This window comes from Pseudomonas kulmbachensis, assembly GCF_963681935.1.
GTDB lineage: Bacteria > Pseudomonadota > Gammaproteobacteria > Pseudomonadales > Pseudomonadaceae > Aquipseudomonas > Aquipseudomonas kulmbachensis.
In genome coordinates this window covers 4,796,597-4,821,338 of sequence record NZ_OY817088.1, presented here as the reverse complement: position 1 = coordinate 4,821,338, position 24,742 = coordinate 4,796,597, and the positions used below count along the sequence as shown (strand labels likewise).

20 protein-coding genes and 2 tRNA genes are annotated in these 24,742 nt (G+C 57.8%); 13 read left to right on the top strand and 9 right to left on the bottom strand.

Going from position 1 to position 24,742, the window contains the following annotated elements:
• Positions 1–3 precede the first annotated feature (3 nt).
• On the top strand, positions 4–888 hold the full coding sequence (locus U5A05_RS24355; protein WP_395247920.1) for a methyl-accepting chemotaxis protein: 885 nt from the start codon (positions 4–6) through the stop codon (positions 886–888).
• Positions 889–939: 51 nt separating this feature from the next.
• Here the strand turns inward: U5A05_RS24355 and U5A05_RS22115 are convergent, their stop codons facing one another.
• From U5A05_RS22115 to U5A05_RS22100, 4 genes are all read right to left on the bottom strand, one after another.
• Positions 940–2,493 carry an ABC transporter permease gene (locus tag U5A05_RS22115; RefSeq protein ID WP_321834859.1) on the bottom strand — a complete coding sequence of 518 codons (1,554 nt, stop codon included), beginning with the start codon at positions 2,491–2,493 and terminating at the stop codon, positions 940–942.
• Complete coding sequence (locus tag U5A05_RS22110; protein WP_261739966.1) at positions 2,493–3,515, bottom strand: iron ABC transporter substrate-binding protein; 1,023 nt, start codon at positions 3,513–3,515, stop codon at positions 2,493–2,495. The genes U5A05_RS22115 and U5A05_RS22110 overlap by 1 nt, the downstream gene beginning before the upstream one ends.
• A gap of 203 nt (positions 3,516–3,718) precedes the next feature.
• A tRNA-Leu gene (locus tag U5A05_RS22105) sits at positions 3,719–3,805 on the bottom strand.
• 174 nt (positions 3,806–3,979) lie between these two features.
• Positions 3,980–4,066: transfer RNA gene (locus U5A05_RS22100), tRNA-Leu, on the bottom strand.
• 227 nt (positions 4,067–4,293) lie between these two features.
• Here U5A05_RS22100 and rnr point away from each other — a divergent pair.
• The 8 genes from rnr to U5A05_RS22060 all read left to right on the top strand — a co-directional run bounded on the left by rnr (position 4,294) and on the right by U5A05_RS22060 (position 14,148).
• Positions 4,294–6,957: a ribonuclease R gene (rnr, locus tag U5A05_RS22095; protein ID WP_321834857.1), complete on the top strand. Its 2,664-nt coding sequence runs from the start codon at positions 4,294–4,296 to the stop codon at positions 6,955–6,957.
• On the top strand, positions 6,954–7,721 hold the full coding sequence (rlmB, locus tag U5A05_RS22090) for a 23S rRNA (guanosine(2251)-2'-O)-methyltransferase RlmB (protein ID WP_048360323.1): 768 nt from the start codon (positions 6,954–6,956) through the stop codon (positions 7,719–7,721). Before rnr ends, rlmB begins: the two co-directional genes overlap by 4 nt.
• 303 nt (positions 7,722–8,024) lie before the next feature.
• The gene (gene rpsF / locus U5A05_RS22085) at positions 8,025–8,450 is read left to right on the top strand and encodes a 30S ribosomal protein S6 (protein WP_003439045.1); all 426 of its coding nucleotides are present in this window, start codon (positions 8,025–8,027) and stop codon (positions 8,448–8,450) included.
• A gap of 28 nt (positions 8,451–8,478) precedes the next feature.
• The gene (gene rpsR, locus U5A05_RS22080; RefSeq protein WP_003171373.1) at positions 8,479–8,709 is read left to right on the top strand and encodes a 30S ribosomal protein S18; all 231 of its coding nucleotides are present in this window, start codon (positions 8,479–8,481) and stop codon (positions 8,707–8,709) included.
• Between the two features lie 36 nt (positions 8,710–8,745).
• On the top strand, positions 8,746–9,642 hold the full coding sequence (locus U5A05_RS22075; RefSeq protein ID WP_321834853.1) for a YybS family protein: 897 nt from the start codon (positions 8,746–8,748) through the stop codon (positions 9,640–9,642).
• A 19-nt stretch (positions 9,643–9,661) separates the two neighbouring features.
• Positions 9,662–10,108, top strand: coding sequence for a 50S ribosomal protein L9 (gene rplI, locus U5A05_RS22070; protein WP_003439047.1), 447 nt, complete (start codon positions 9,662–9,664; stop codon positions 10,106–10,108).
• Between the two features lie 135 nt (positions 10,109–10,243).
• Positions 10,244–11,638, top strand: a complete 1,395-nt coding sequence (gene dnaB / locus U5A05_RS22065; RefSeq protein WP_048360319.1) for a replicative DNA helicase — start codon at positions 10,244–10,246, stop codon at positions 11,636–11,638.
• Positions 11,639–11,841: 203 nt separating this feature from the next.
• Complete coding sequence (locus U5A05_RS22060; RefSeq protein ID WP_261742508.1) at positions 11,842–14,148, top strand: YgiQ family radical SAM protein; 2,307 nt, start codon at positions 11,842–11,844, stop codon at positions 14,146–14,148.
• Positions 14,149–14,407: 259 nt separating this feature from the next.
• On the opposite strand, the gene U5A05_RS22055 is transcribed toward U5A05_RS22060, so the two are convergent.
• The gene (locus tag U5A05_RS22055) at positions 14,408–14,608 is read right to left on the bottom strand and encodes a hypothetical protein (RefSeq protein WP_261739963.1); all 201 of its coding nucleotides are present in this window, start codon (positions 14,606–14,608) and stop codon (positions 14,408–14,410) included.
• A gap of 394 nt (positions 14,609–15,002) precedes the next feature.
• Between U5A05_RS22055 and azu the strand changes: the two genes are divergently transcribed.
• Positions 15,003–15,449, top strand: coding sequence for an azurin (azu, locus tag U5A05_RS22050; RefSeq protein WP_261739962.1), 447 nt, complete (start codon positions 15,003–15,005; stop codon positions 15,447–15,449).
• Between the two features lie 56 nt (positions 15,450–15,505).
• Here azu and U5A05_RS22045 read toward each other — a convergent pair whose 3' ends face one another.
• The 4 genes from U5A05_RS22045 to U5A05_RS22030 all read right to left on the bottom strand — a co-directional run bounded on the left by U5A05_RS22045 (position 15,506) and on the right by U5A05_RS22030 (position 20,008).
• Positions 15,506–16,528 (bottom strand): DUF1338 domain-containing protein, encoded by a 1,023-nt coding sequence (locus U5A05_RS22045; RefSeq protein ID WP_321834838.1) that lies wholly within the window; start codon positions 16,526–16,528, stop codon positions 15,506–15,508.
• 208 nt (positions 16,529–16,736) lie between these two features.
• Complete coding sequence (gene nadE / locus U5A05_RS22040) at positions 16,737–17,564, bottom strand: ammonia-dependent NAD(+) synthetase (RefSeq protein WP_261739960.1); 828 nt, start codon at positions 17,562–17,564, stop codon at positions 16,737–16,739.
• Positions 17,565–17,567: 3 nt separating this feature from the next.
• On the bottom strand, positions 17,568–18,782 hold the full coding sequence (gene pncB / locus U5A05_RS22035; protein ID WP_261739959.1) for a nicotinate phosphoribosyltransferase: 1,215 nt from the start codon (positions 18,780–18,782) through the stop codon (positions 17,568–17,570).
• 329 nt (positions 18,783–19,111) lie between these two features.
• Entirely contained in the window at positions 19,112–20,008 is an 897-nt protein-coding gene (locus U5A05_RS22030; RefSeq protein ID WP_321834836.1) for a LysR family transcriptional regulator, read from the bottom strand.
• Positions 20,009–20,165: 157 nt separating this feature from the next.
• On the opposite strand from U5A05_RS22030, the gene amaB reads away from it, so the two are divergent.
• The 3 genes from amaB (at position 20,166) to U5A05_RS22015 (ending at position 24,603) form a co-directional block, all read left to right on the top strand.
• Positions 20,166–21,656 carry an L-piperidine-6-carboxylate dehydrogenase gene (gene amaB / locus U5A05_RS22025; protein ID WP_321834834.1) on the top strand — a complete coding sequence of 497 codons (1,491 nt, stop codon included), beginning with the start codon at positions 20,166–20,168 and terminating at the stop codon, positions 21,654–21,656.
• Between the two features lie 163 nt (positions 21,657–21,819).
• Positions 21,820–23,103 carry an L-pipecolate oxidase gene (gene amaA / locus U5A05_RS22020; protein WP_321834832.1) on the top strand — a complete coding sequence of 428 codons (1,284 nt, stop codon included), beginning with the start codon at positions 21,820–21,822 and terminating at the stop codon, positions 23,101–23,103.
• Between the two features lie 363 nt (positions 23,104–23,466).
• Entirely contained in the window at positions 23,467–24,603 is a 1,137-nt protein-coding gene (locus U5A05_RS22015; protein ID WP_261739955.1) for a branched-chain amino acid ABC transporter substrate-binding protein, read from the top strand.
• Positions 24,604–24,742: the final 139 nt, after the last annotated feature.

Below are 24,742 nucleotides of genomic sequence, written 5' to 3'. Positions count from 1 at the left end.
GACATGGCGGCGGCGGTCAATCGCTTTGTCGACAAGTTGCAGCCCATCGTGCGTGAGGCGGGGGATGTGGCGCAGCGTACCGGGGTCGAGATCGGCGTGATGACTTTGCGCAATGCCGGGGCGGATGCTGCCGCGCAATTGCAGCGTGATGAAGTCGCACAAAGTCTGCATGCGCTGTCGACCATGGCGGATGCTGCGCAATCCGAGAGCCAGGCGATGCAGGCCGCGCTCAAGCAGGTGGTGGATATCCGTCAGGCCACCGATGAAAACACTCGTACCTCGGCCAAGGTCGGCGGCCTGATTGAGGCGCTGGCGGGGCAGGTGGGCGAGGGTGCCAAGGTGATTGAGCGGTTGGCGCAGCAAAGCGAGCAAATCGAAGTGGTCCTGACCGTTATTCACGGCATTGCCGAGCAAACCAATCTGCTGGCCCTCAACGCGGCGATCGAAGCGGCGCGGGCAGGGGAGACGGGTCGGGGGTTTGCCGTGGTGGCAGATGAAGTGCGGGCGCTGGCCAGCAAGACCCAAAGCTCCACTGGCGATATTCAGGCACATATCGTGGCGTTGCAGCAGGGCGCGAAAGAGGCGGTGGCGGCGATTGGTCTGGCGGGGCGTCAGGCCGATGAGGGGTTGGCGGTGCTGCGTGGCAGCGTGCAATTGCAGAAAACCATGCAGACTTCAGTCGAGCAGGTGCATACCGCCATTGGTGAGGCGACCAAAGCGGCAGAGCATCAGGCGCAAGGTGCGCATGCGGTACGTGGGCGGGTTGAAGTGATTCATGCTCAGGCCGAGCGTGCTGCGCAGGCGGTGACCCAAACCACGGCCAGCGGCAAGGTGCTGGACGGGTTGGCGGCGCAGCTTAAAGCGAGTTTGGGGCAGTTCAGGGCGTGAGATAAAAATCTGCCCTCGCCCTCTCCCTTTGGGAGAGGGTTGGGGTGAGGGTCAGCGGCTCAAATACATCTTCGTGGTCAGCAGATACACCGGCAGTCCCGACACGAGAATTAACAACGCCGCATAAGGCGCGGCCGCGGCAAACTCGATGTTCGAGGTATGCGACCAGACCTGGGTCGCCAGGGTGTTAAGTCCGGTAGGGCTAAGCAGCAAGGTCGCCGTCAGTTCTTTCATCCCGTCCAAAAACACCAGCGCAAACGCTGCGCCCAGAGCTGGGAAGATGATCGGTAGCGTCACCCGGCAAAATGCCGAGAACGACGTGGCGCCCAGGGTTCGTGCTGCTTCTTCCAGTTGCGGTGCTGCCTTGTTCAGGGCTGTGCGGATCGGTGCCTGCGCCAGTGGCAAAAACAGCAGCGCATAGGCAATCAGCAACAAGGCCGAAGTCTGATACAGCGCCGGTACGTAGTGCAGGGCGAAGTACACCAGTGCCAGGGCGATCACCAGTCCCGGCAGCGCATGCAGCAGGTAGGGCAGGCGTTCGGCCCAGATTGCCAGCGGGCCTTTATAGCGCACCACCAGCAGCCCGACCGGTACCGCCAGCACCAGGCACAATGCAGCCCCGCCCAGCGCCAGGGACAGCGAAGAAAGTAGCGCTTCGCCAATCTCGGCCACAGGGAAGGCCGCGGAGCTGCCCTTGACCAGCCAGTACACCAACATCCCCAGCGGGATGCCGCTGCCAACCACCGCCAGTGCCAGGCAGTACAGTTGCCCTGCCAGTGACCATTTACCCAAACGTACTTGCTCGGCCCGCCGTGCAGCGCCTTGGCCGATACGAATGTGGCGGCCCTTGCCGCGCACTTTCAGCTCCAGCCACAGCAGGCTCAAGCACATCACCAGCAATACTGCCGAGAGCATCGCCGCATTGGCGTTGCTGAACTCCAGCTCGAACTGCTGATAAATCGCCGTGGTGAAGGTCTGCAGGCCGATGATCGACAGTGCACCGAACTCCACCAGCATGTGCAGGGCAATCAGCAGCGAACCGGCCAGCAACGAGGGCCATAGCAGCGGCAGGGTGATGTTGTAAAACACTCCCCAGCGGTTCTGGCCCAGGGTACGGGCCGACTCCTCAAGCGCCGGGTCAAGGTTGCGCAGTGTGGCCGCTACCGGCAGAAAAATCAGCGGGTACTTGGACAGGCTCATCACCAGAATCGCTCCGCCCAGGCCTTCAAAGCTGGCGCTGAGCGAGACCCAGGTAAAGCTGCTGACAAACGCCGGTACGGCAAACGGCAGGCACAGGATTACGCCCCACAGGCGCCGTCCCTGCAGGTTGCTGCGTTCCAGCAACCAGGCCAGGGACAGGCCGACCACAGCGCAGGTCACGGTGACGCCGACCATCAGCAGCAAGGTGTTGCGCATCAGGCCAAAGACATAGGGCCGCCACAACAGGTGCAGCGCTTCAGACCACCCGGCTTGCCAGGCTTTGGTGCCGACATACAGCAGCGGCAGCAGGCTCAGGCCCACCAGTAGCAGAACGGGCAACAGCAGCCAGATCGAAGGCCGTTTACGGGTGGGCATAAAGCGTGCAGGTTGGGCGGCAGACAGCATCAGAGCAGGCCTACATCGCGTTCCAGGTCCAGGGCTTCTTCCGCGTTGCCCAGGTCGGCAGGTGTCACTTTTGGCGGTTGCAGCTCTTCAAATGGCTTGAGGCCACGTTCGGAAACCATGCCTTTGCGCATCGGGTATTCAGCGGTGGTATTGGTGATCACACGCTGGCCCTCTTCGCTGGCCATGTAAGCGAGCAACTGCTGGGCCTCTTTCGGATGTTTGCTGGCCTTGAGTACGCCAGCACTGGACACGGTGATCAGGCCGCCGGCATCGCCATCGGTGAAGTAATACAGCTTGGAATCCAGCTGGCCCTTTTCGCGCTGCAAGGCAAACCAGTAGTAGTTGTTGACCAGTACGGCGGCCACTTCACCGTTTTCTACCGCTTTGAGCGCCACCATATTGTTGGTGTAGGTCTTGCCGAAGGCACGCAGGCCGGTCAGCCACTCTTCTGCGGCTTCACGTCCGTGCAGTTTGATAATGGCGACGGCCTGTTCCTGGAATGCACCGCTGGTAGGTACGAAACCGATCTTGCCTTGCCACTCGGGGTCGGCGAAATCCATTACCGACTTGGGTAACTGGTCTTCGCTGATCTTCTTCGGGTTGAACGCGACAACGCGGGTGCGCGCAGTTACGCCGATCCAGGTGCCGTTAGCGGCCACGTACTCCTTGGGCAGCACTTGCAGGGTGCTGTCATCGGCCTTGGCCAGAAAACCCTGCTCGCCCAGATTGTTCAGGGGCGGCGACTCTTCGGCGTAGAACACGTCAGCAGGCGAACGGTCGCCTTCTTCCATGATCTGGCTGGCCAACTGGTTGCTGCTGCCCTTGCGCACATTGACGTGAATCCCGGTTTTGGCTTCGAAGGCCTTGGCGAGGTTATCGCCGACTTCCTTGTGCTGGCCGTTGTACAGCGTCAGCGATACAGGGTCGGCAGCATGGGCGGGGGCGGTCAGTGCAAGACCGAGGATGGAGAGAGTCAGACCGCGCAGTAGAGATGTCGCAAGCCGGGTATTTCGGAGCATCATTCGCTGGGTTCCTCGCTTGGGTACTACAAAACTTGTAACAATAATAAACGATATTGTTTCTCAAGTGCACTTGACGGCGAGGTCGATGGTCGTAAGCGATGGTGTGCCAGGGGGTGATGCGTGCCCCTGAAACGCAAAAACCCGCTTTCGCGGGTTTTTGTGAGGTTTCAAATGTATTCGATGAAAACACTTGAAACTTGAATTGGTGCCCAGAAGAAGACTCGAACTTCCACGACCTTGCGGTCACCAGCACCTGAAGCTGGCGTGTCTACCAATTTCACCATCTGGGCAGTATCAGCAACGTTGCCGCTGTTGATGTGGCGCATAATACGGAGAGCTTTTGGATCTGTAAACCCCTGTTTTAATTTTATTAAATCAGCGGCTTAGAAGATCTTAAATGCAAAAACCCGCTTTCGCGGGTTTTTGTGTGAGGCTGAAGAGTGTACTACTCTGCAATCTCGAATTGGTGCCCAGAAGAAGACTCGAACTTCCACGACCTTGCGATCACCAGCACCTGAAGCTGGCGTGTCTACCAATTTCACCATCTGGGCATTATCTTCAACACTGTTGCCGTTGTCGATGGCGCGCACTATACGGATGACCCTTTGACCTGTAAAGCGTTGTGATTAAAAATATTGAAAATTTTTCGCGAACGGTTGGGCTGCAGCGTCAAAGCGGGTCAGAAAGGACTATTAAGGCCCAGTGTGTGCCTGAAATTTCCCGTTTCAATACGCGTATGCCAAACTAACCCGCATATAGACAAGGTGAAAACTATCTAATGGCCGATTGGCAGACCCTCGATCCCGAGGCCGCACGTGAAGCGGAAAAATACGAAAACCCTATCCCTAGCCGTGAACTGATCCTTCAGCACCTGGCCGAGCGTGGCTCGCCTGCTGCTCGTGAACAGTTGGTGGAAGAGTTCGGTCTGACTACAGAAGACCAAATCGAGGCCTTGCGTCGTCGCCTGCGTGCGATGGAACGCGATGCCCAGCTTATTTACACTCGTCGGGGCACTTATGCGCCGGTGGACAAGCTCGACCTGATTCTCGGCCGCATCAGTGGTCACCGTGATGGCTTCGGCTTCCTGATCCCGGATGATGGTAGCGACGACCTGTTCATGAGCCCGTCGCAAATGCGCCTGGTGTTCGATGGCGACCGTGCGCTGGCCCGTGTTTCGGGTCTGGACCGTCGTGGTCGTCGTGAAGGCGTGATCGTCGAAGTGGTGTCGCGTGCTCACGAAACCATCGTGGGTCGTTACTTTGAAGAAGGCGGCATCGGCTTTGTAGTAGCCGACAACCCGAAGATCCAGCAAGAAGTGCTGGTAACGCCGGGCCGCAACGCTGGCGCGAAAGTTGGCCAGTTCGTTGAAGTGAAGATTACTCACTGGCCGACGCCACGCTTCCAGCCGCAAGGCGATGTGCTTGAGGTCGTAGGCAACTACATGGCTCCGGGCATGGAAATCGATATTGCCCTGCGTACTTACGACATTCCTCACGTCTGGCCCGAAGCTGTCCTTAAGGAAGCAGGCCGGTTGAAGCCGGAAGTCGAAGACAAAGACAAAGAGAAGCGCATCGATCTGCGTCATCTGCCGTTCGTCACCATTGACGGCGAAGATGCGCGCGACTTCGATGACGCCGTTTTCTGTGAAGCCAAGCCTGGCAAGTTGCGCCTGTTCTCCGGCGGTTGGAAGTTGTACGTGGCGATTGCCGACGTTTCCAGCTACGTGAAAATCGGTTCGGCACTGGATGCTGAAGCGCAAGTTCGCGGTAACTCGGTGTACTTCCCTGAGCGCGTGATCCCGATGCTGCCTGAGCAGCTGTCCAACGGCCTGTGCTCCCTGAACCCGAAAGTCGACCGTTTGGCCATGGTTTGCGAGATGACTATCTCCAAAACCGGCGAAATGACCGATTACCAGTTCTATGAGGCGGTGATTCACTCCCAGGCGCGCCTGACCTACAACAAGGTCAGCACCATCCTGGAACAGCCGAAAACCAACGAAGCCAAGCAACTGCGCAGCGAATACGCTGATGTAGTGCCGCACCTCAAGCAGCTGTACTCGCTGTATAAAGTGCTGCTGGCTGCCCGTCATACTCGTGGCGCGATTGATTTTGAAACTCAGGAAACCCGAATCATCTTCGGTTCCGATCGCAAAATCGCCGACATTCGCCCAACCACCCGTAACGACGCGCACAAGCTGATCGAAGAATGCATGCTGGCCGCTAACGTAGCCACAGCTGAGTTCCTCAAGAAGCACGAAATTCCTGCGCTGTATCGCGTTCACGATGGTCCGCCGCCGGAGCGTCTGGAAAAGCTGCGCGCGTTCCTCGGTGAGCTGGGTCTGAGCCTGCACAAAGGCAAGGATGGTCCGTCGCCGAAGGATTACCAGGCATTGCTGGCCAGCATCAAGGATCGTCCTGATTTCCACCTGATCCAGACCGTGATGCTGCGTTCGTTGAGCCAGGCGGTATACAGCGCTGATAACCAGGGTCACTTCGGCCTGAACTATGAAGCCTATACCCACTTCACCTCGCCGATTCGTCGCTACCCGGATCTGTTGACGCACCGCGCAATTCGCAGCGTGATCCATTCCAAAATGGACACCCCGCACGTTCGCCGTGCTGGCGCGATGACCATTCCGAAAGCGCGTATCTATCCGTACGACGAAGCGATCCTGGAGCAGCTCGGCGAGCAGTGCTCCATGAGCGAGCGCCGTGCTGATGAAGCTACGCGTGACGTGACCAACTGGCTCAAGTGCGAGTTCATGAAGGATCGCGTCGGCGAGTCGTTCCCGGGTGTAGTAACGGCAGTCACCGGTTTTGGCCTGTTCGTGGAACTGACCGATATCTACGTCGAGGGTCTGGTTCACGTGACCGCCTTGCCGGGTGACTACTACCACTTCGATCCTGTGCATCACCGCCTGGCGGGCGAGCGCACCGGTCGCAGCTTCCGCTTGGGCGACACCGTTGAAGTGCGGGTAATGCGCGTCGATCTCGACGAACGCAAAATCGACTTCGAAATGGCGGAAAAAACCCTCAGCGCGCCGATTGGTCGTAAAAATCGCACTGCTGATGCGCCTAAAGCTAAAAATGCAGGCAAGTCGGGCACCAAGCCGACTGAAAAACCAGTCGAGCCAGCACCTGCTGCACGTCGTAGTGCGCCAGCCAAGGCTGTCAAGAAGTCCACCGACGACACCTATCGCCCTAGCGATGCTGCGGCGAAAAACGCCGAGCTGCGCAAGAGCCGTGAATTGAAGCAGGCGTTGCTGGCCGAATCAAAAAGCGGCGGTCGGACATCGGAGCCGGGAAAGTCGGGTAGGGCTGCACCTGCTAAAGATGCAGGCAAGCCCTCCAAGCCGAGTAAACATCGTAAAGGCCCGCCAAAATCGGGCGCCGCTCCTGCTGCCAAAAGCGGCGGGTCGCGCAAACCTAAGGCCAAGTCATGAGTCAGTTGGAAAAAATCTACGGCATTCACGCTGTAGAAGCGTTGCTTCGTCATCACCCAAAGCGCGTCAAGCAGGTATGGCTGGCGGAGGGTCGTAGCGATCCTCGCGTTCAGACCCTGATCGCGCTGGCTGATGAAAGCCGGGTAGCGGTGGGCAATGCTGAGCGTCGCGAAATGGACGTTTGGGTTGAGGGCGTGCACCAGGGTGTTGTGGCTGATGTAAGCCCGAGCCAGGTGTGGGGTGAGGCCATGCTCAACGAATTGCTGGATCGCACCGAAGGTGCTCCGCTGATTCTGGTGCTGGACGGCGTAACCGACCCGCACAACTTGGGTGCTTGCCTGCGTACGGCCGATGCTGCCGGTGCGTTGGCGGTTATCGTGCCCAAGGACAAGTCTGCAACCTTGACTCCGACTGTACGGAAAGTGGCCTGTGGTGCAGCGGAAGTTATTCCGTTGGTTGCAGTTACCAACCTTGCGGCCACCCTGAAAAAGCTTCAGCAGCGCGGTCTGTGGATCGTCGGCACTGCTGGTGAAGCCGAGCAGGAACTGTACGAGCAAGACCTGACTGGCCCGACCATCCTGATCATGGGTGCTGAAGGCAAGGGCATGCGTCGCCTGACGCGTGAGCATTGCGATTACCTGGTGCGCCTGCCAATGGCCGGTAGCGTCAGCAGCCTGAACGTATCGGTTGCGACAGGCGTCTGCCTGTTCGAAGCCCTGCGTCAGCGCAGCGTCAAAGCCAAGACTTCTTCGAAGAAGAAGTAAGCAAGACTTGTAGTCGCTGCCGCAGGCTGCGATCGGGCGCGAAGCGCTCGGCCTGACGGTCTGCGTTTGAGGGCCTTCGGCCTTATCGCAGCCTGCGGCAGCGGCTACAGAGTTTTGGTGACTAAAGATTGTTCAAATAATCACCAATTGCCTTGCGCCTCTGTTGTCCCTTCTCTACAATTGCGCCCCTTGCCGTCATGGCGGGCGCATATGTGCCTCTCTAGGCAAGACACACAAGTGTCATTCACTCCTTGTCTGACCGCTTTTTAGTTAGCGGCAGGCTACAACCCGTAAGGAGCATTCATGCGTCATTACGAAATCATCTTTTTGGTCCACCCGGATCAAAGCGAACAAGTCGGCGGCATGGTAGAGCGTTACACCAAGCTGATCGAAGAAGACGGCGGCAAAATCCACCGTCTGGAAGATTGGGGCCGTCGTCAACTGGCCTACGCAATCAACAATGTTCACAAGGCTCACTACGTGATGCTGAACGTTGAGTGCACTGGCAAAGCCCTGGCTGAGCTGGAAGACAACTTCCGTTACAACGATGCTGTGATCCGTAACCTGGTCATCCGTCGCGACGAAGCCGTAACTGGCCAGTCCGAGATGCTCAAGGCTGAAGAGAACCGCAGTGAGCGCCGTGAGCGTCGTGACCGTCCTGAGCATTCTGACAGCGCCGATGGCGATGACAGCGATAACAGCGACGCCAGCGATAACGCTGACGAGTAATCCACGGACCTTTTGAGGAGCCAATTACATGGCACGTTTCTTCCGTCGTCGTAAATTCTGCCGCTTCACCGCAGAAGAAGTGAAAGAGATCGATTACAAGGATCTCAACACTCTGAAAGCTTACGTATCCGAGACCGGCAAAATTGTTCCAAGCCGCATCACCGGTACTAAAGCTCGTTATCAGCGTCAGCTGGCCACCGCTATCAAGCGCGCCCGCTTCCTGGCCCTGCTGGCCTACACCGACAGCCACGGCCGCTGAGACCGGGCAGTCGACAAGTAGTAAAGGATTGAAAGCATGCGTGCCTTAGCTGAGTTCATCATGCGAGGCCGTGTGCAGGCCACGTTAATCGTGGCCGGATGTGCGGCATTGCCGTTTTTGTTCTGGTTGAGTGCTGCTGCAGGTTGCCTTGTGCTCCTGCGGCGCGGTCCGAGAGATGCCTTGAGCATCCTCTCATGGGCTTTACTACCGGCCTTGGTCTGGTGGTTTATCGGAGAACCTCGCACCCTTATGGTGTTGCTGGGAACTCTGGGGTTGGCGTTGATGTTACGCGCCGGCCAGTCCTGGAATCGCGTGCTGCTGGTCAGCGTAGCGTTGGGTGTGGTGTATGGCGTGATCCTGGGTACGGTTTTCCGCGAACCCATTGGTGCGATGGCGCAGGAGTTGGAAAAACTTCTGCCGCAGGTCCTCAATGGTCTCTACGACAAGTTATCTGCCGTAGAGCGAGCGCGCCTTGGAGCACTGATTGCACCCGTCCTCACCGGTTTGATTGCAGCTTTGATGCAGGTCGTCAGCGTGCTTAGCCTGATACTTGGGCGTTATTGGCAGGCGTTGTTGTATAACCCGGGCGGTTTTGCCAGCGAATTTCGCAGCATCCGCCTACCGCTGGGACCAGCGCTCGTATTGCTGGCGTGCATGCTTATAGGGCCGAATTTCGGTCCTGAAATGGCCATGCTTACGCCGTTGTGCAGCGTAGCGTTGTTCTTCGCCGGGCTAGCCCTGATTCACGGGCTGGTGGCGCAAAAGCGACTGGCCAAGTTTTGGTTGGTGGGGTTGTACGTCACGCTGTTGCTATTTATGCAGCTGATCTATCCGTTGCTCGTGGTCTTGGCCATTGTCGACAGCCTGATTGATTTTCGTGGACGTCTGGCACCGAAAGGTGTCGATAAAGACTCTGCGGACGGTGAAGGTTAAAAGTTAAGAGGATTTTCACATGCAACTGATCCTTCTGGAAAAAGTCGCGAACCTGGGCAACCTGGGCGACAAAGTAAATGTTAAGGCCGGTTACGGTCGTAACTACCTGCTGCCGTACGGCAAAGCTACCGCTGCAACCGCTGCCAACCTGGCTGCGTTTGAAGAGCGTCGTGCTGAGCTGGAACAAGCTGCTGCAGACAAAAAAGCTTCGGCTGAAACACGCGCTGCCCAACTGGCTGAGCTGGAAGTGACTATCACTGCCACCGCTGGCGACGAAGGCAAGCTGTTCGGTTCGATCGGTACTCACGACATCGCTGATGCACTGACCGCCTCCGGCGTTGAAGTTGCTAAAAGCGAAGTTCGTCTGCCGAACGGCACTATCCGCAACGTTGGCGAATTCGACGTGGCTGTGCACCTGCACGCCGAAGTTGAAGCAACCGTACGCGTTGTTGTGGTAGCTGCTTAAGCAGTCTTAACTGACTGGCACCTTGTGTGTCAGACGGTTAACATCGGGCACGATCCTGTTTACAGGTCGTGCCCTTTGTCTTTCTGCAGTTTCTGATTTTCAAACCCCCTGTTTTTACAAACAACTCAAGTGGCCATGAACGATATCTCCGCTCCTGAGCAATACGACCTACAAACCGCAGCCCTGAAGGTGCCTCCGCATTCCATCGAGGCCGAACAGGCCGTGCTCGGTGGTTTGATGCTGGATAACAACGCCTGGGAACGCGTGTTGGATCAGGTCTCGGACGGCGATTTCTATCGGCATGACCACCGCCTGATCTTTCGGGCCATCGCCAAGCTGGCGGACCAGAACTCCCCGATCGACGTCGTGACCCTTGCCGAGCAATTGGACAAGGAAGGTCAGACCTCGCAAGTCGGTGGCTTGGGTTACCTCGGTGAGCTGGCAAAAAACACCCCGTCGGTCGCTAACATCAAGGCCTATGCGCAGATCGTTCGCGAACGCGCCACCTTGCGTCAGCTGATCGGCATCAGCACTGAAATCGCCGACAGCGCGTTCAACCCCGAGGGGCGCAATGCGGCAGAAATTCTCGATGAAGCCGAGCGTCAGATTTTTGCGATTGCCGAGGCCCGGCCAAAAACCGGCGGCCCGGTCAGCGTTAACGATCTGTTGACCAAAGCTATCGACCGCATCGACACCCTGTTCAATACCGACAACGCGATCACTGGCCTGTCCACCGGCTATACCGATCTGGACGGCATGACCAGTGGCTTGCAACCGTCGGACTTGATCATCGTTGCTGGTCGTCCATCGATGGGTAAAACCACCTTTGCGATGAACCTCGTTGAAAACGCCGTTCTGCGCAGTGAAAAAGCGGTACTGGTTTACTCCCTCGAGATGCCAGGCGAATCGCTGATCATGCGTATGTTGTCGTCGTTGGGTCGTATCGACCAGACCAAGGTCCGTGCCGGTCGCCTCGAAGACGACGATTGGCCGCGCCTGACGTCGGCGGTCAACCTGCTCAATGACCGCAAGCTGTTTATCGATGACACGGCCGGTATCAGCCCATCGGAAATGCGCGCGCGGACCCGACGCTTGGTGCGTGAGCACGGTGAAATCGGTCTGATCATGATCGACTACCTGCAACTGATGCAGATCCCGGGCTCGGGCGGTGACAACCGGACCAACGAAATTTCCGAGATTTCGCGATCTCTCAAGGCCCTGGCCAAGGAATTCAACTGCCCGGTCGTGGCGTTGTCGCAGCTCAACCGTTCCCTTGAGCAACGGCCCAACAAGCGCCCGATCAACTCCGACTTGCGTGAATCCGGAGCCATCGAGCAGGATGCCGACGTCATCATGTTCGTGTATCGGGACGAGGTGTACCACCCCGAAACCGAGCACAAGGGCATTGCCGAAATCATCATCGGCAAGCAGCGTAACGGCCCGATCGGTACTACGCGCCTGGCGTTTATCGGCAAATACACGCGCTTTGAAAACCTGGCGCCGGGCAGCTACAACTTCGACGACGATTAATCCGCCTGGCTCCTGTGTGAGCTTTCAGGTACACCGCAGTGATGCCATCGCCAGCAGGCTGGCTCCCACGGTTAATCAACGTGTGCCAATCAATTCCGACCATTGCCGTCGGAATTGATCATTTTTTGTGCTATATTCCGCGCCCGCGAATTTCTTAGTAAATGACGCGCCCCCATTTTCTGTACTCAACACCGGTCATCGACATGCAAGCAGCCAAGCCTCTATTTGACTATCCGAAGTACTGGGCCGAATGTTTCGGTCCAGCGCCATTCCTGCCGATGAGCAGGGAGGAGATGGATCAGCTTGGCTGGGATTCATGCGACATCATCATCGTCACCGGTGATGCCTATGTCGATCACCCCTCGTTCGGTATGGCGATCATTGGTCGTCTGCTGGAGTCCCAGGGCTTCCGTGTGGGCATCATTGCCCAGCCGAACTGGCAGTCCAAAGACGACTTCATGAAGCTGGGCGAGCCGAACCTGTTCTTCGGCGTCGCAGCCGGCAACATGGACTCGATGATCAACCGCTATACCGCTGACAAAAAGATCCGTTCCGATGACGCCTACACCCCTGGTGGCATGGCTGGCAAACGTCCGGATCGCGCCAGCCTGGTGTACAGCCAGCGCTGCAAGGAAGCCTATAAAAATGTACCGATCGTGCTCGGTGGCATCGAGGCTTCCCTGCGCCGCATCGCGCATTACGACTATTGGCAGGACCGCGTACGCAACTCGATCCTGATCGACGCCTGCGCCGACATCCTGTTGTACGGCAACGCCGAGCGCGCCATTGTTGAAGTGGCCCAGCGTCTGTCCTACGGTCACAAGATCGAAGACATTACTGACGTTCGCGGCACCGCGTTCATTCGCCGTGACACGCCGAAAGACTGGTACGAAGTCGACTCCACGCGTATCGACCGTCCGGGCAAGATCGACAAGATCATCAACCCGTACGTCAATACCCAGGACACCCAGGCCTGCGCTATCGAGCAGGAAAAGGGCCCGGTCGAAGATCCGAACGAAGCCAAGGTGGTGCAAATCCTGGCTAGCCCGCGCATGACCCGTGACAAGACGGTTATCCGTTTGCCATCGGTTGAAAAAGTGCGTGGTGACTCGGTTTTGTATGCTCACGCGAACCGTGTATTGCACCTTGAAACCAACCCGGGCAACGCCCGTGCGCTGGTGCAAAAGCATGGCGAAGTGGACGTGTGGTTCAACCCACCACCGATCCCGATGACCACCGAAGAAATGGACTACGTGTTTGGCATGCCATACGCACGTGTTCCGCACCCTGCGTACGGCAAGGAAAAGATCCCGGCCTACGACATGATTCGTTTCTCGGTGAACATCATGCGTGGCTGCTTCGGCGGCTGCACCTTCTGCTCGATCACCGAGCACGAAGGCCGAATCATCCAGAACCGTTCCGAAGAGTCGATCATTCGCGAAATCGAAGAGATCCGCGACAAGGTGCCAGGCTTCACCGGTGTCATTTCCGACCTCGGCGGTCCGACCGCGAACATGTACCGCATCGCCTGCAAAACGCCTGAGATCGAATCCGCGTGCCGCAAGCCGTCCTGCGTATTCCCCGGTATCTGCCCGAACCTGAACACCGACCACTCGTCGCTGATCCAGCTGTATCGCAGTGCCCGCGCCTTGCCGGGCGTTAAGAAAATCTTGATCGCATCCGGTCTGCGCTATGACCTCGCGGTCGAGTCGCCGGAATACGTGAAAGAGCTGGTAACTCACCACGTTGGTGGTTATCTGAAGATCGCCCCGGAACACACCGAGGAAGGTCCGCTCAACCAGATGATGAAACCGGGCATTGGCAGTTATGACAAGTTCAAGCGCATGTTCGAGAAGTACACCAAGGAAGCAGGCAAAGAGCAGTACCTGATCCCGTACTTCATCGCCGCTCACCCCGGCACCAAAGACGAAGACATGATGAACCTGGCCATTTGGCTCAAGACCAACGGGTTCCGTGCCGACCAGGTGCAGGCGTTCTACCCGTCGCCGATGGCTACTGCCACCGCGATGTACCACTCGGGCAAGAACCCGCTGCGCAAGGTCACGTACAAGAGCGACTCGGTGACTATCGTCAAGAGCGAAGAGCAGCGCCGTCTGCACAAGGCGTTCTTGCGCTACCACGACCCGAAAGGCTGGCCAATGCTGCGTGAAGCTCTGACCCGCATGGGTCGTGCTGACCTGATCGGTTCGGGCAAGGATCAACTGATCCCGCTGCATCAGCCCGCGACTGACAGCTACCAGAGTGCGCGTCGCAAAAACTCGACGCCTGCTGGCAGCCACAAGGTAGCCGGTGAGAAAACCACCAAGATTCTTACCCAGCACACCGGCCTGCCGCCGCGTGCCAGCGATGGTGGTAACCCGTGGGACAAGCGTGAACAGGCCAAGGCTGCGGCATTTGCCCGTAACAAGCAGGCTGCTAAAGAGCGTCACGAAGCAGCCAAGGGCGGCAAAAGCCAAAAGCCGACCCGCAAGCCGGTAGTGCCTCGCTAACTCTGGCTCCTTCGGCAGCTGCTACGGAGTTTGTGTATTAAGTGGCACATCAACGCCAGCCTTAGGGCTGGCGTTGTGCTTTCTGCGCGCTGAGAAGCCTGCCTGGCGTGCGTAGGCTGTTTGCTGAGCAAAGGGTAGGGCGTGCGCTTGAAAGCGTCTGAGGGCGTTCTGGCTAACTGCGAGGATCAGCAGCCGGGCTGCTGATCCTGATCACAGATCCTGTGGGCCGGGTTGTGGATAACCGGGCCGAGGGGGGAGCTTAAGCAGTTGGAGCTTTATCTTCTGTAGCGCCGGTATCTTCTGCGGCGACTTCACTTTCGGCGTCGACTTCGTCATCCAGTTCGGTGTCTACGATGCCACTTTCAGCAGCCGCTTTCTTGCGGGCAAGCTTTTCCTCTTTCTTCTGCTCTTTAGCCAAGTCTCTTTGACGCTTAGCGAAGTTATAGTTTGGTTTGGCCATGGGCGATCCTCTTGGGGTCGAAGGTGAGGTTAAGCGGCGCGTATTCTGCCCTGTATTAGTGCTTAGCCGTTAGCTGGGTTTTTGCAAGGTTGTATTTTGCGCTGAAAATACGACTCTACACCCACCCAAAAACCGGTTGTGGATTAAATCTCGTCGCGACCACAGGCGCCACAGGCATAGGCGGCCAGCAAACAGGTCATTAATGCCGGAAGTCTCATCACTTATTCCCCAAAAATCAAAATGATGACCTAAGGTTATATGCGCTATGTCCGTTTTACAGATCAATTGTCTCGATCATAGCGATAGACCATGACCCAGATCATATGAATCGATACAATTTTCAGGCAATCTGTATACAGATTTTGCTTTTCATACCCTGCCTTGGAGATCCACCATGTTTGCCAAAGTTGTTGCGGTATCCCTTTTGACCTTGGCCAGCGGCCATTTGTTGGCGGCTGAGTGCGCTGTGACTGTCGATTCGACTGACCAGATGTCTTACAACACCAAAGAGATCGTCATCGACAAATCCTGCAAGACCTTCACTGTGAACCTGACGCACTCCGGCAGCCTGCCGAAAAACGTCATGGGCCATAACTGGGTCCTGGGCAAAAAGGCAGACATGCAGGCAATTTCGACTGACGGTATTGCAGCTGGCCTGGATAAAAACTACCTCAAAGACGGTGACGAGCGCGTAATTGCCCACACCAAAGTGATCGGCGCCGGTGAGAAAGACTCGGTGACTTTCGACGTGGCCAAACTCAAGGCGGGCGAAGAGTATGAATTCTTCTGCACCTTCCCGGGCCACAACTCGATGATGAAAGGCGCCGTGGTTCTTAAATAAGACCCCGCAGCCCACCAACAGCCCTGGCCTTGTGTCAGGGCTGTTTGCATTCAGGGTCAGGCTTTTGAGTCGGTCATCTTGAAAATGCCTTGGGCGTTGCTGCTGTCGAAGTTCAGATCGATGCGGCCAGTCTCGGGGTCGACCTTGCGCTGAATAAACTCCACAAACGACCCGGGCACAGTGTGCTCTCGGTACACCCCGGCGCCATCGATCAAGCCTCGGGTGACGGTGCAGGCACGATACGCGGTTTGCATGACTCTGCCCGAGGCCGAGACTTCGATGCTGTCCTTCATTGGCCGCTGCAGGTCACGTTGCTGCGCGACGCAGGCTTCAAGATCCTCTACCCGGTCGGTGAGGTGGTTGAAGCTGTTGCCCTCGGTGGCAATCCAGGCCATTTCGGCACTTTCATTGAGCAGGCACTGATAGTCCGCTTCGTGTACCACGCCATGTTGACAGCCGAATGCCTGATACAGCGCCGGTAACAGGGTTTGGGCTTCGCTCAGGCTGCAATGGCGGGTAAGGCTCAGGCGTTTGAGGATGCTTTCGTGCTCGGCTTGTAGCGGGTCGAGGCTGGAGCCGACCACACGGCTGACGGCTTGTTGAAAGGCTTCGCTGAAACGCCCCGGATGCAGTTCCGAGACAAAGAACTGCGCAATGTCCTCGGGCAGGTCCATTTGTCTGTAGCCCCAGCCAGTCATGTTCAGTTTGGTCAGGGGGTAGGTTCGAACATCGGTAAAGCCCAAGGGCTCAAGCAAACGGGAAAATGCCTGACGGCCACGGGGCAGCTCGCCGTTTGCGGGCCAGTCCACCGTGCGGATAGCTCCGTGGTCAAACACCACCTTGCGCCCGTGTTGAGCCTGTTCTTGCACATAGCGTCGACCATCCGGTACGGCCTCCACCAGCTTGTGCAGCAGGCACAGGTTCAATGCCTCGGCGAGCCATGCCCGGTGCAGCGCCTGCTCATGCCAACTGAAACGCAGCAGCCCTTCAGGCACCTCGACATGCTTGCGCAACCAGGTGGATGCCGGTTGACCGAGCAAAGAATCGACAAGGGAGAACAAACCATCGAAAGAAGACATGGGGCAGGGCTCTGGCGACGAAATAGACGTCTATCAAAGCCTGTGCAAGAGGGGGCGACAAGCGAAAAAAAACGCGGGGTTCATTCCGTTTTTTCGTATTGCCTATGATGAAACCACTGTAGGAGCGGGCTTGCTCGCGATAGCACCACCTCGATTTGCCTGACAAATCGCGGCGCCTGCATCGCGAGCAAGCCCGCTCCCACAATGATCAAGGCGCGAACGGCATCTCACGCTTGTGGTGGGTTTTTTCGTACGTGCTGCGGATGATGTTGAACGCTTCGTCGCTCACCGGTTCGCCATGCAGGAAGGCATCAATCTCGGCATAGGTCACGCCGTGGGATGCTTCATCAGGTTTGCCCGGCTCCAGGTCTTCAAGGTCGGCAGTAGGGACTTTCTCTACCAGTGATTCCGGGGCACCAAAGTGCCGCGCAATTGCCCGCACCTGATTTTTTACCAGCCCGCTGAGCGGCGCCAGGTCACAGGAACCGTCACCGAACTTGGTGAAGAAGCCCATCACCGCTTCGGCCGCGTGGTCGGTGCCGATCACCAGCCCGCCAGTCGCGCCGGCGATGGTGTATTGCGCCACCATGCGCATCCGCGCCTTGGTGTTGCCCAGCACAAAATCCACGGTGGCTGGCGGCTTGCCGTCAAAGGCGCTTACTTCAGCGGCCAGGGCCTTGACGGCTGGGCCGATGTTTACGGTTTGACGCTCATCCGGGTTGATAAAGTCGACTGCCGCCGTGGCGTCGACTTCGTCGTGCTGCACGCCGTACGGCAAGCGCACGGCAATAAAGCGGTACGCCTGATCGCCGGTCTGCTCGCGCAACTGCTCGACCGCGCGCTGTGCCATCAAGCCTGCGGTCAGTGAGTCGACCCCGCCGCTGATACCCAGTACCAGGGTCTTGAGCCTGGCGTTGTGCAGGCAGCACTGTATAAAAGTGATGCGTCGGGCGACCTCGGCCTCAAGGGCGGCGATGTCTTTAAACGGCGGCTGGACCTTGAGGTCTTCAGCAATCTGACGCTGTATGGCCTGCATGATTCACTCCTTGGAAGACTGTTCAGGAACTTGGAAAACGTGGCGCAAGTAGGCGGCGAAGTTTGGGTCGGAGCAATGGGTCTTGCCCGGCTCATCGGAAATCTTGGCCACTGGCGAGCCATTACAGGCGGTCATTTTAAGCACGATACTCATCGGCTCAACCCCTGGAATGTCGCAGGTCAGGTTGGTGCCGATGCCGAAGCTGACATTGATTCTGCCGCGCAGTGCGCGGAAAATTTCCAGCGCCCGGGGCAGGGTCAGGCTGTCGGAGAACACCAGAGTTTTGCTCATCGGATCAATGCCCAGCTTGTGGTAATGGGCAATGCATTTTTCAGCCCACACTACGGGATCGCCCGAGTCGTGGCGCAAACCGTCGAACAGCTTGGCAAAGTACAGATCAAAATCTTTCAGGAAGGCATCGGTGGTGATGCAGTCCGTCAAGGCTATCCCCAGTAAACCGCGATATTCCCGCACCCAGCAGTCGAGCGCTGCACTCTGGCTGTCGATCAGTCGCGGCCCCAGTTGTTGGTGCGCCATGATCCACTCGTGGGCCATGGTGCCCAGCGGTTTCATGTCCAGCTCGCGGGACAGATTGACGTTGCTGGTGCCGACAAAGCGCCCGGGGAAATCGTGTTTGAGTACGCTGACCACTTCTTCCTGCACGCGATACGAAAACCGTCGGCGAGTACCGAAGTCGGCGACCTGCAACTCGGACAATTCTTCGGTGCTGGCGTTGGCCTGCAACCAGTCGAATTTGCGATACAGCTGCTCGCGGGCCTGGGACAGCACCGTGTCTGCATAACGCGAGCGGTTACGTACTTCGCTGACAATCGCCAGCATTGGCACTTCAAACAAAATCACATGCAGCCACGGCCCACGCAGGCGGATAACCAGCTCGCCGTTTTCGATAGCGGTGTGAACGTAGCGCATATTGAAGCGAAACAGGCCCAGGAAGCGTATGAAGTCGGGCTTCATAAACGTGATTCGCTCCAGAAACCCCAACTGGTCCTGAGTCATGCTCAGCTCGCCCAGGCGTTCGATCTGGTGGCGAATCTCGTTGAGATAGGGGCGTAAATCCTCGCTGTTGCGGCAGCGGAATTCCCACTCGACTTCAACGTTGGGGTAGTTGTGCAGCACCGCCTGCATCATGGTCAATTTGTAGAAGTCAGTGTCGAGCAGGTTCTGCACGATGCGATCGGCAAATACACTCTCGCTCATAGCGGCAATCTCCATGCTGCCCGTGCCTTATTGCCACGGTGTTCAGCTTTTTCAATGAATGGCGCTAGTGGCGCATATCCGCAGGCGCTTTTGCCAGCGGTTTTTATATTTGAAGCAACGAGACGAGCAAAACCCTGTAGCAGTTGACGAGCAGTGCGAGGCTACGTCCGGCTGCGCAGCAGTCGTAAACCCGGTGTGCACGATGTATCTGAAACACCACAGCTGAATGGCTTTACGACTGCTGCGCAGCCGGACGCAGCCTCGTTCCTTCGTCAGCTGCTACGAAGATTTGCGTACCTCACTTGACCTGCAACCGAGTATATAGAGGCTCACTGTTCATTCAGTTGCTCCATCATCCAGCTCACAAACGCGCGCACCTTGGGCACGCCTGCCGAATGTTCAGGATACGCCAGGTAATACGAGTCGCGACTCGGCATCAGGTGTTGCCAGGCGATCACCAGTTTGCCGTCGGCCAATTCTTCTTCCACCAGGAATTTGGGTAGCAGCGCCACGCCACATCCCTCCTGCGCGGCACGGATGCACATATAGAAGGTATCAAAGCGTGGCCCGTGATAGCTGTGGTCGGTGCAATACCCCTGATCCTCGAACCACTCGTGCCAGGCCTGCGGCCGCGAAGCGTTTTGCAACAGCACCAGATCCGTCAGTTGGGTTGGGTCCGTCATTGGCGTGCGCGGCAGGCTTGAGGGTGCACACACGGCCACCAGTTCCTCGCCAAACAGCTTCAGACACTCACTGCCCGGTCGTGAACCCTGGCCGAAATAAAACGCTAGATCGCTGCGCCCTTGCAGCAGATCGTCGCCTTGTTGCTCGTTGCACAGGTCCAGATGGATCTGCGGATGGCGAATCCCCCAGCCCTTGAGGCGCGGCACCAGCCAGCGGGCACCGAAGGTTGATGGGGTCGAGACTCGCAATACTTCCGTTTCACCGCCATAGGAGCGCAGGGTGTGGGTCGACATCTCGACCTGGGTCAGGATTTTTCGGACTTCTACCAGATACAGATCGCCGGCGGGTGTGAGCTGAAGGCGGCGGCGCACACGGCGAAACAGCAAGTGCTGCAGCAACTCTTCGAGCTGCGCGACCTGTTTGCTGACGGCACTCTGGGTCAGGTTCAGCTCTTCGGCGGCGCGGGTGAAGCTCAGGTGACGGGTCACTGCTTCAAAACACTGCAACGCCGTGATCGAGGGGAGATGGCGCTTGTTGAGCATAAAAAGGGCCTTGATTCTTGTTGTCAGGCAACGTTACCAGCGCAGCATGAATTTTCGGAATGATATCTCGCTTAAAGGTCGTTTGTTGCCGTCATGGGAGCCAGCTACAACTAACGGCCTGCGAATTATCTTTCTCAAGTTCAAGGAGTGCCCCCCAATGGTTGCTGCATTACTGGATCGTCTTGGTGTGAATCCCGCGCTGTATCAGCAGGGTAATCAGCCGGTATACACGCCGATTGATGGCAGCCAGATTGGCGCCGTGCACTGGGAAGGTGCCGCCGAAACCGAACAACACGTGACCCGCGCCGAGCACGCATTCGAGGCCTGGCGCAAAGTGCCAGCCCCGCGCCGTGGGGAGCTGGTGCGCCAGTTCGGCGATTTGCTGCGTGAGTACAAGGCCGATCTGGGCGAGCTGGTGTCGTGGGAAGCGGGCAAGATCACCCAGGAAGGCTTGGGCGAAGTGCAGGAAATGATCGACATCTGCGACTTTGCCGTCGGCCTGTCGCGCCAGCTCTATGGCTTGACCATCGCTTCGGAGCGTCGGGGCCACCATATGCGTGAGACCTGGCACCCGCTGGGCGTGATAGGGGTGATCAGCGCATTCAATTTCCCGGTGGCGGTCTGGGCGTGGAACACCACGTTGGCGCTGGTATGCGGCAACTCTGTGATCTGGAAGCCGTCCGAGAAAACCCCGCTCACCGCGCTGGCCTGCCAGGCGCTGTTTGACCGGGTCCTGAACTCATTCAGCGACGCACCCAAGTACCTGGCCCAAGTGATTATCGGTGGCCGTGAGGCCGGTGAAGCACTGGTTGAAGACCCGCGTGTCGCGCTGATCAGTGCCACCGGCAGCACCCGCATGGGCCGTGAAGTGGCGCCAAAAATCGCCGCCCGCTTTGCCCGCAGCATTCTGGAACTGGGCGGCAACAACGCAATGATCCTTGCCCCGAGTGCCGATCTGGACATGGCCGTGCGCGCCATTCTGTTCAGCGCCGTCGGCACTGCCGGTCAGCGTTGTACCAGCCTGCGCCGTCTGATCGCCCATGAGTCGGTCAAGGAAGAAATCGTCACCCGGCTCAAGGCCGCCTATTCCAAAGTGCGTATCGGTCATCCGCTGGAAGGTAATTTGGTGGGGCCGCTGATCGACAAGCACAGCTTTGAAAACATGCAGGATGCGCTGGAGCAAGCCCTGAGCGAAGGCGGCCGGGTGTTTGGGGGGGAACGTCAATTGGCTGGCCAGTACCCTGGCGCTTACTACGTGGCCCCGGCGATTGTGGAAATGCCCGAGCAGAGCGATGTAGTGTGCGATGAAACCTTTGCTCCGATCCTGTACGTGGTCGGTTACAGCGACTTTGCCGAGGCGCTGCGCCTGAACAACGCCGTGCCCCAAGGCCTGTCGTCGTGCATTTTCACGACCGACGTGCGCGAGGCTGAGCAATTTATGTCCGCTACCGGCAGTGACTGCGGGATCGCCAACGTCAACATCGGGCCCAGCGGCGCGGAAATTGGCGGCGCATTTGGTGGTGAGAAAGAAACCGGCGGCGGCCGCGAGTCGGGCTCTGATGCGTGGCGCGGTTATATGCGCCGCCAGACCAACACCGTGAACTACTCGCTGGAGTTGCCGTTGGCGCAGGGGATTACCTTCGATTGAGTGAGAGGAGTACACCCCTGTAGCCGCTGCCGAAGGCTGCGATAAGGGCCGCAGGACCTTCTTTCATTCATGAAAGCCAGGGTCGCTGCGCAACCCATCGCAGCCTTTGGCCGCGGCTACAGGTGATTTGCGTTTGGTTGGGTTTCATTTCTGGAGCTTGGCAATGCCTCTACAAGAACAATGTCTATGGGAAAACCTCACCCCACAACGCCCTCAGGCGCCCACTTTCAAGGGTGAACTCAGCGTTGATGTCTGTGTGATTGGTGCCGGAATCACCGGCCTGTCAGCCGCAATCCATTTGCTTGAGCAGGGCAAAAGTGTATGTGTGCTCGAAGCGCATCGCACCGGGCATGGCGGTTCGGGTCGTAACGTAGGACTGGTTAACGCCGGGATGTGGATCGCGCCGGATGATATTGAAGCCGGTTTCGGGGAAGCGGTCGGTAGCCAGCTCAATCGCATGCTCGGTGCCGCGCCCGCGCTGGTATTCAGCCTGATCGATAAATACCGCATCGACTGCCAGTTGCGCCGCGAAGGCACGCTGCACATGGCCCATAACGCCAAGGGCGAAGCCGATCTGCGCAGCCGCGAGCAGCAATGGAAGCGCCGCGGGGCGCCTGTGGAATTACTCACCGGCGCTGCGTGCGAAGCCGCCACCGGCACCACCAAAATTGCCGCTGCCTTGCTTGACCGTCGCGCGGGAACCCTCAACCCGATGGCCTACACCTCGGGCCTGGCAAAGGCTGCCGGTGATCTGGGCGGGCGCTTGTTTGATCACTCGCCCGTAACCGGGCTTGAGCGCCAGGGCCAGCGCTGGTCGGTGCAAACCGCATTGGGTGCGGTGAATGCCGAACAGGTGGTGCTGGCGTCCAATGCCTACACCGAAGGCGAATGGACTGACTTACGCCGCAACTTTTTCCCCGGTTACTACTACCAGGTTGCCTCCCAGCCGCTGACTGACGCCACTGCCGCCCGGATCTTGCCCGGCGGCCAGGGCTCATGGGACACCCGGCAGGTGTTGAGCAGCATCCGCCGCGATGCCGAGGGCCGCTTATTGCTGGGCAGCCTGGGCAATGGCAATCAAAAGCCTGCCTGGTTTCTCAAAGCCTGGGCCGACCGTGTGCAACAGCACTACTTCCCGTACCTCAAGGGCGTGGAGTGGGAATGCACCTGGACCGGTTGTATCGCATTTACCCCTGATCACTTGATGCGTTTGTTCGAGCCAGCACCCGGTTTGGTGGCAGTTACCGGGTACAACGGTCGGGGCGTGACCACTGGCAGTGTGGTGGGCAAAGCGTTTGCCGACTACTTGTGCAGCGGCGATGCCAAGGCTTTGCCGATTCCTTTTGCGCCAATGCGACCACTGTCTGGCACGGGGCTACGCAGCTGTTTATACGAAGCCGGTTTTTCGCTGTATCACGCCGGACAATGTTTAAGAATTGTGATCTGACGGGGTTTTTTTCTGGATGGCACCGCGTTTCTTCGTGTAGCGACTAGCCTCTAATGGTGCGGCCTGTAGCAGTTACGCACCGAGAGTGTGCAGTTCGGTGACGCACGGGGTTACAGGGCGGTTGCACAGTGCAGGGCAACCCGGTTGCAACGTTTGTTGCGATGGGTGGCGCCAGCAAATAAACAATGGTTTCACCTTCCTTGGTTTAGACGGTTGCACGCCCAATGAAAATGGGCCCGAAACAGTCGATATAACAACAACACAGCGGCTTTTTTAAGAATAAAAAACCAATGGCACGCGCCTTGCTCAGCGCTTTATGTGAAGTCGCAGTGCCAACTAAAAAAACCTCAGGAGCACCACCTCATGTCGCAGACGTTCTACAAGAAAGGTTTTCTGGCCCTCGCAGTGGCTGCTGCTTTGGGCGTGTCCTCGTTTGTTCAGGCAGATGTGAAAATTGGTGTGGCGGGCCCGATGACCGGCGCCAACGCGGCATTTGGTGAGCAGTACATGAAGGGTGCGCAGGCGGCTGCGGATGCAATCAACAAGGCTGGCGGGATTAACGGCGAGAAGATCAAGCTGGTTGCTGGCGACGATGCCTGTGAGCCCAAGCAGGCCGTGGCCGTGGCCAACCGTCTGGTCGATCAGGACAAAGTGATCGGTGTGGTCGGTCACTTCTGCTCTTCGAACACCATTCCTGCTTCCGAGGTGTATGCCGATGCGGGTGTGATCATGATCACGCCGGGCTCGACCAACCCGCAGGTCACTGAGCGTGGGCTGGATGCAGTGTTCCGTATGTGCGGGCGTGATGACCAGCAAGGCATCGTTGCAGGCGACTACATTGTCGACGTGCTCAAGGGCAAAAAAGTAGCAGTCATCAACGACAAGGACACATACGGTAAAGGTCTGGCCGATGCCACCAGTGCACAGCTGACCAAACGCGGCGTGAAACCTATTCTGGAAGAAGGCCTGACCCGGGGTGAGAAAGACTTTAGCGCGCTGGTCACAAAAATCCGCGGCGCCGGTGCTGATGTCGTGTATTTCGGTGGTCTGCACCCAGAAGCCGGTCCGCTGGTCCGCCAGTTGCGTGAAGCGGGTCTCAAGGATGTGAAATTCATGTCGGACGATGGCATCGTGACCGACGAGTTGGTGGCCACTGCCGGTGGCCCGCAGTATGTCGATGGCGTGTACATGACCTTCGGCGCCGACCCGCGCCTGCTGCCGGACAGCAAGGTGGTGGTTGAAGAGTTCCGCAAAGCCGGCACCGAGCCAGAAGGCTACACCCTGTATGCCTACGCTTCGATCCAGGCCCTGGCTGACGCCTTCAATGGCGCTAAATCCAATAAAGGTGAAGACGCAGCCAAGTGGCTCAAGGCCAACCCGGTTAAAACCGTGATGGGTGAAAAAGCCTGGGACGGCAAAGGCGACCTGAAAGTCTCTGACTACGTGGTTTATCAGTGGGACAAAAGCGGCAAATATCACCAGTTGGAAAAACAGAAGTGAGATAGATCGCTCCTGCTGATTCCCTGATTCCTTAGGAACTGGCCAAGCCTGCGATCTTTTAAACACTCAAAAGATCGCAGCCTGCGCCAGCTCCTCCGGATCCAAGGGCATCGGAGGCAAATCGGCATCACCTGTCTTC